This window comes from Mesorhizobium sp. M0088 (assembly GCF_040322895.1).
GTDB lineage: Bacteria > Pseudomonadota > Alphaproteobacteria > Rhizobiales > Rhizobiaceae > Mesorhizobium.
Genome location: NZ_JAMYUI010000026.1, coordinates 111,271 through 117,322, shown reverse-complemented (window position 1 = coordinate 117,322; position 6,052 = coordinate 111,271). Strand labels below are relative to the sequence as shown.

Here is a 6,052-nt window from a genome sequence, read left to right as displayed (position 1 = left end):
GCCGCGACTTCAAAGCGCTGCTGCGGTGCAGAATTCTGCTCCGCTGCATTCCTCGACCAAGATCACGGCATGGATCCTCGGGTCTGCGCCGCGTCGCTTCGCTCCTGCTCCGCCCGTGGATGACGAAGGCGGGGAGGCTTCGGCCAATCTCCAGGTTTAGTGCCGCCCACCGGTCAGCAGAGAGATCATCTGCGCCCGCGGGCCAATAGAGACAATCTCTCTCTATGGGGCTGTCCAAACAGCCTTTCTGTCTGCATCGGGACGGATAATCTTCCCGCATCAGTCCGAACCGGGAGGTCTCGACCATGTCCGCGCATTTCGCCCGCTCGCATCGCCATGAAGCGCTCGATCGCCTCGCCGACCGCCGGCTGCTGCGTGAACTCGCCTATGTCGATGGCCACTGGACGGCGAGCGAGGCTGCCGAAAGCTTCGAAGTCACCGACCCGGCCACCGGCACCACAGTCGCTTTCGTCGCCGCGCTCGACGGCCGGCAGACGACGAAGGCGATCGATGCCGCCGCGCGCGCCTTCCCGGCGTGGCGGGCGCTGTTGCCGCAGGAGCGCTCGAAAATCCTGCGGAAATGGTTCGAGTTGATCATCGCTGCAAAGCAAGACCTCGCTCTGCTGATGACGCTGGAACAGGGCAAGCCGCTGCAGGAGTCGCTGGGCGAAATCGACTATGCCGCTTCCTTCGTCGAATGGTATGCCGAAGAAGCAAAACGCTTGAATGCCGAGAGCGTCACAAGCCATCTGCCGGGCGCCGAGATGATGGTGCGACGCGAGCCGCTCGGTGTCGTCGGCGTCGTCACGCCGTGGAATTTTCCGTCGGCGATGCTGACCCGCAAGGCTGCGGCAGCCCTTGCCGCCGGCTGCACGATCGTTGCGCATCCATCCTCGGAAACACCGCTGTCGGCGCTGGCGCTGGCCGAACTCGGCGAACGCGCCGGCTTGCCCGCCGGCGTCTTCAACATCATCACCGGCAAGGCTTCGACCATCGTCGGCCGGATGTGCGAAGATCCGCGCGTCCGTGCCATGAGCTTTACCGGCTCGACCGAGATCGGCCGGCTGATCGCCGCGCAAAGCGCGCCGACCATGAAACGGCTGGTGATGGAGCTTGGCGGCCATGCCCCGCTGATCGTCTTTGCCGATGCCGATCTGGACAAAGCGGTTGATATCGCCATCGACGCCAAATTCGCCACGTCGGGCCAGGACTGCCTCGCTGCCAACCGTATCTATGTCCAGCGTCCGATCTACGATCGGTTCTGCGCCGCCTTCGCCAAGCGTATCGAGACGTTGCGGACCGGCAATGGCCTTGCTGATAGCACCGACATCGGCCCGCTGATGCACGAGCGCGCCGTCAAGAAGGTCGAGGAACAGGTCGCCGATGCCATCGCTCACGGCGCGCGCTGCCTCACCGGCGGCAAGCGGCACCAGGCTGGCCCACTGTTCTATCAGCCGACGCTGCTGGCCGATGTCACCGATGAAGCACTGATCATGCGCGAGGAGACGTTTGGTCCGGTTGCCGCCGTGACGCCGTTCGACAGCGAGGATGAAGTGATTGCCCGCGCCAACGCTACCGAATATGGCCTCGTTGCCTATGTCGTGACCGAGAATGGTGGCCGGCAGCAGCGCATGGGCCGCGCGCTCGACTACGGCATGGTCGCCATCAACCGCGTCAAGATCACCGGCGCGCCGATTCCGTTCGGCGGCGTCAAGCAATCGGGCATCGGGCGCGAAGGCTCGCGCCACGGACTCGAGGCTTTCACCGATCTCAAATATCTCTGCCTGGATGTAGCTTAAGCTGCGCCGGAATCGCCGTTTTGTCAGGAGTCAAAAGAATGCTCGACCAGTCCAACGAACTCGCCGCCTGGGATCGCGACCACTTCTTCCATCCCTCGACCCATATGGGCACGCATGCGCGGGGCGAAAGCCCGACGCGCATCATGGCCAGCGGTGAAGGCGTCACCGTCTGGGACAACAATGGCAAGAAGAGCCTCGATGCCTTCGCCGGCCTCTATTGTGTCAATGTCGGCTACGGCCGTCAGAAGATCGCCGATGCCATCGCCGCCCAGGCGAAGAACCTCGCCTACTACCACGCCTATGTCGGCCACGGCACCGAGGCCTCGATCACGCTGGCCAAGATGATCATCGATCGCGCGCCGCAGGGCATGTCGCGCGTCTATTTCGGCCTCTCCGGTTCCGATGCCAACGAAACCAACATCAAGCTGATCTGGTACTACAACAACGTGCTCGGCCGGCCGGAGAAGAAGAAGATCATTTCGCGCTGGCGCGGCTATCACGGCTCGGGCGTGATGACTGGATCGCTGACCGGGCTCGACCTGTTCCACAACGCCTTCGACCTGCCGCGCGCACCGATCCTGCACACCGAGGCGCCCTACTATTTCCGCCGCGCCGACCGCTCGATGAGCGAGGAGCAATTTTCTCAGCATTGCGCCGACAAGCTCGAGGAGATGATCCTGGCTGAGGGTCCGGAAACCGTCGCGGCCTTCATCGGCGAGCCGATCCTCGGCACCGGCGGCATCGTGCCGCCGCCGGCCGGCTATTGGGAAAAGATCCAGGCGGTGCTGAAGAAGTACGACGTGCTTCTGGTCGCCGACGAGGTGGTGACGGGCTTCGGCCGGCTGGGCACCATGTTCGGCTCCGACCATTACGGCATCAAGCCGGACCTGATCACCATCGCCAAGGGCCTGACCTCGGCCTATGCGCCGCTGTCGGGCGTCATCGTCGCCGACAAGATGTGGCAGGTGCTGGTTGAGGGCTCCGACAAGCTCGGTTCGCTCGGTCATGGCTGGACCTATTCGGCGCATCCGATCTGCGTCGCCGCCGGTGTGGCCAATCTCGAACTGATCGACGAGATGGATTTGCTGACAAATGCCCGCGAGACCGGCGCCTTTTTCCGCGCCGAACTGGCCAAGGCGGTCGGCGGCCACACGAATGTCGGGGACGTCCGCGGCGACGGCATGCTGGCGGCGGTGGAATTCGTTGCCGACAAGGACGACCGGGTGTTCTTCGACGCCTCGCTCAAGATCGGCCCGCAGGTGGCGACGGCACTTGCCGCAAGCGGCGTCATCGGCCGCGCCATGCCGCAGGGCGATATTCTCGGCTTCGCGCCGCCGCTCTGCCTGACCCGCGAGGAAGCCGACATCGTCGTGTCGAAGACCGCCGATGCCGTGAAGAGCGTGTTTGCCAATCTCTGAGATCGACCGATGAATGCCATGATCAGAACCCTCCCCGCCACCATGGCCGCCGTGCTGCTCACCGGGCACGGCGGACCGGAAAAACTCGTCTACCGCAGCGATGTGAAAGTGCCCGGGCCCGCTCCCGGTGAAGTGCTGGTCAAGGTCAGCGCTTGCGGGATGAACAACACCGATGTCTGGGTGCGCCAGGGCGCCTATGGCACGGAGGAGGACGCTGCCGCCGTGTCGACATGGCGCCGCCAGGGCAACACGCTTGTTTTCCCGCGCATCCAGGGCACGGACACCGTCGGTATCGTCGCCGCCGTCGGCGAAGGCGTATCGCCGGACCGTATCGGCGAACGGGTGATGGTCGATTTCTCGATCTACAACCGCGACGACGATTCACTCGCCGACATCGATTATATGGGCCATGGCCGCGATGGCGGTTACGCCGAATACCAGGCCGTGCCGGCCGAGAACGCTCATGTCATCGACACCGACATGAGCGATATCGAACTCGCCACCTTCTGCTGCGCTTACCTCACCGGTGAACAGATGCTGGAGCGCGCCGCGCTCAAGGCCGGCGAGCGTGTGCTGGTCACAGGCGCCTCGGGTGGTGTCGGTTCGGGCATCGTGCAACTGGCACGGGCGCGCGGCGCCATTCCCTATGCGGTCGTCGGCAAGGGCAAGGAACAGGCGGTGCGCGACATCGGGGCCGAGGTTGTCATCACCCGTGGTGTTGCCGACCTGCCGCGAGCCGTGAACGAGGCGACCGGAGGCCAGCCGATCGACGTGGTGGCCGACCTCGTCGGCGGCGCCATCTTCAACGACCTGTTGCGTATTCTCAGGCCCGAGGGCCGTTACACTACCGCAGGCGCGATTGCCGGCCCGGTCGTGCAGTTCGATCTCAGGACCATGTATCTGAAGCAGTTGCAGCTGCATGGCTCAAGCCAGGGCACGCGCGCGGATTTCCGCCGCATCGTTGGCTACATCGAGGCGAGAAAGATCCGGCCGCTGGTCGGCGGCGTCTACAAGCTCTCCGATTTCCACCATGCGCAGGCGGATTTCATCGCCAAGGATTTCGTCGGCAAGCTGGTGGTGGTGCCGGATGCCATGTGGGGCTCGGCTGGCTGAACAACGCTCGTCTCAACCGTGCTGGGCCGCTCTCAGCAGCATGCCGAACAGGTCGCGCGGCTCGTCGGGGTCGGCCAGCATGTCGAGTTCCTGGTAGAGGCCAGTCGAGCGCAGCTGATCCCTGACATAGCGCAGCGCCGAAAAATCCTCGATGGCGAAGCCGACCGAATCGAACAGCGTGATCTGACCGGGATCGCGCCGGCCTTGTACGGCGCCCGACATCACCTGCCACAGCTCGATCACCTCATGATCCGGCGCAAGCTGCTGGATCTCGCCCTCGATGCGCGTCTGCGGCGGATATTCGACGAAGATATCGGAGCGCAGCAGGATATCGCGGTGCAGTTCGGTCTTGCCCGGACAGTCGCCGCCGACCGCGTTGATGTGCACGCCGGAGCCGACCATATTGTCGGTGAGGATGGTGGCGTACTGCTTGTCGGCGGTGACGGTGGTGATGATGTCGGCTCCCTCGACCGCCTCCTGCGCGGTGCCGCAGGCGACCATGTCGAAGCCGAGACCGGCGAGATTGCGGATGCATTTTTCGGTGGCAGTGCGGTCGATGTCGTAAAGCCTCAGCCTGTCGACGCCGAGCAGCGCCTTGAAGGCCACCGCCTGGAATTCGGCCTGGGCGCCGTTGCCGATCAGCGCCATGCAGCTGGAGCCGGCCGGCGCCAGGTATTTGGCGGCCAGAGCCGACATCGCCGCCGTGCGCAGTGCGGTCAGGATCGTCATTTCGGATAGCAAGACAGGATAGCCATTGTGGACATCGGCGAGCATGCCGAAAGCGGTCACCGTCTGGCGGCCTTCGCGCATGTTCTTGGGATGGCCGTTGACGTATTTGAAGCCGTAGACCTCGCCGTCGCTGGTCGGCATCAGCTCGATGACGCCCTCGGCGCTGTGCGAGGCGACGCGCGGCGTCTTGTCGAACAGCTCCCAGCGGCGGAAATCATCCTCGATGTAGCCGGCCAGTTCGACGAGGAAGCGCTCGACGCCGATCTTCAGCACCAGCTTCATCATATGATCGACGCTGACGAAGGGCACGATGTTGAGATTGGGGATCATTTTTTCTTATCCTTGCCGCATGCGGGCGGTCAGTCCTGGCGATGCGCGTTGTGCGCCTTCATCATCGCCGCCAGCGCCGGATCGTTTTGTTCCAGCGCCCCGATAGCTCCGCCCGTGTCGTAGAGGCGCTCATCCTGTCCCATCTTGAACTTGGCTTCGAGCCGTTCGATCGGCAGGTCAAACCCAAGGATATGCGGTATGCGCCGCTCCATGCCGCCTGGTCCCAGTTCGCGCATGCACCAGCGGTCGTCGCGCTCCTTCTCCAGCACGTCGACAAGCTGCAGGAGATGCCGGGCGGTGGCATGATCGTCGAGCGGCACCGGATGCCCATGACAATGCACGACAGCAAAATTCCAGGTCGGCGCGCTGTCGCGCACCGGATTGCGCGGATACCAGGACGGCGAGATGTAGCCATGCGGACCGTGAAAGATGGCGACCGTCTCCCTGCCCTCGGCGATCAGCGCGCTGTGCGGATTGGCCCTGGCGAGATGCGAGACCAGCGTTCCGTTTTCACCCCGCGCGCGATCGAGCACGAAGGGAAGATGCGAGACGACAAGACCCTGCGGTCCCGATGTCACCACCGTGGCAAAGGCCGCGGCCTCGATTAGGCCGAACACCTCGTCGCGCGACAGTGGCGCGAACTCGAGCTTGGTATACATCAGG

Annotated in this window: 5 protein-coding genes; 3 read left to right on the top strand and 2 right to left on the bottom strand. The window is 64.0% G+C overall.

The genetic code is table 11. The annotated features are described in order from the left end of the window. The first annotated feature begins 305 nt into the window (after positions 1-305). From NKJ67_RS27460 to NKJ67_RS27450, 3 genes are read left to right on the top strand one after another with little or no spacing between them, the layout of a single operon-like run. Positions 306-1,799: an NAD-dependent succinate-semialdehyde dehydrogenase gene (locus tag NKJ67_RS27460; protein ID WP_352584310.1), complete on the top strand. Its 1,494-nt coding sequence runs from the start codon at positions 306-308 to the stop codon at positions 1,797-1,799. Positions 1,800-1,837: 38 nt separating this feature from the next. Further along, on the top strand, positions 1,838-3,217 hold the full coding sequence (locus NKJ67_RS27455) for an aspartate aminotransferase family protein (protein WP_352584308.1): 1,380 nt from the start codon (positions 1,838-1,840) through the stop codon (positions 3,215-3,217). Positions 3,218-3,226: 9 nt separating this feature from the next. Beyond that, positions 3,227-4,330: an alcohol dehydrogenase family protein gene (locus NKJ67_RS27450; RefSeq protein WP_127269892.1), complete on the top strand. Its 1,104-nt coding sequence runs from the start codon at positions 3,227-3,229 to the stop codon at positions 4,328-4,330. Positions 4,331-4,342: 12 nt separating this feature from the next. Here NKJ67_RS27450 and ocd read toward each other — a convergent pair whose 3' ends face one another. Both ocd and NKJ67_RS27440 read right to left on the bottom strand, forming a co-directional pair. Next, complete coding sequence (gene ocd, locus NKJ67_RS27445) at positions 4,343-5,389, bottom strand: ornithine cyclodeaminase (RefSeq protein WP_127269890.1); 1,047 nt, start codon at positions 5,387-5,389, stop codon at positions 4,343-4,345. Between the two features lie 29 nt (positions 5,390-5,418). Further along, complete coding sequence (locus tag NKJ67_RS27440) at positions 5,419-6,048, bottom strand: FMN-binding negative transcriptional regulator (RefSeq protein ID WP_352584305.1); 630 nt, start codon at positions 6,046-6,048, stop codon at positions 5,419-5,421. Positions 6,049-6,052 lie beyond the last annotated feature (4 nt).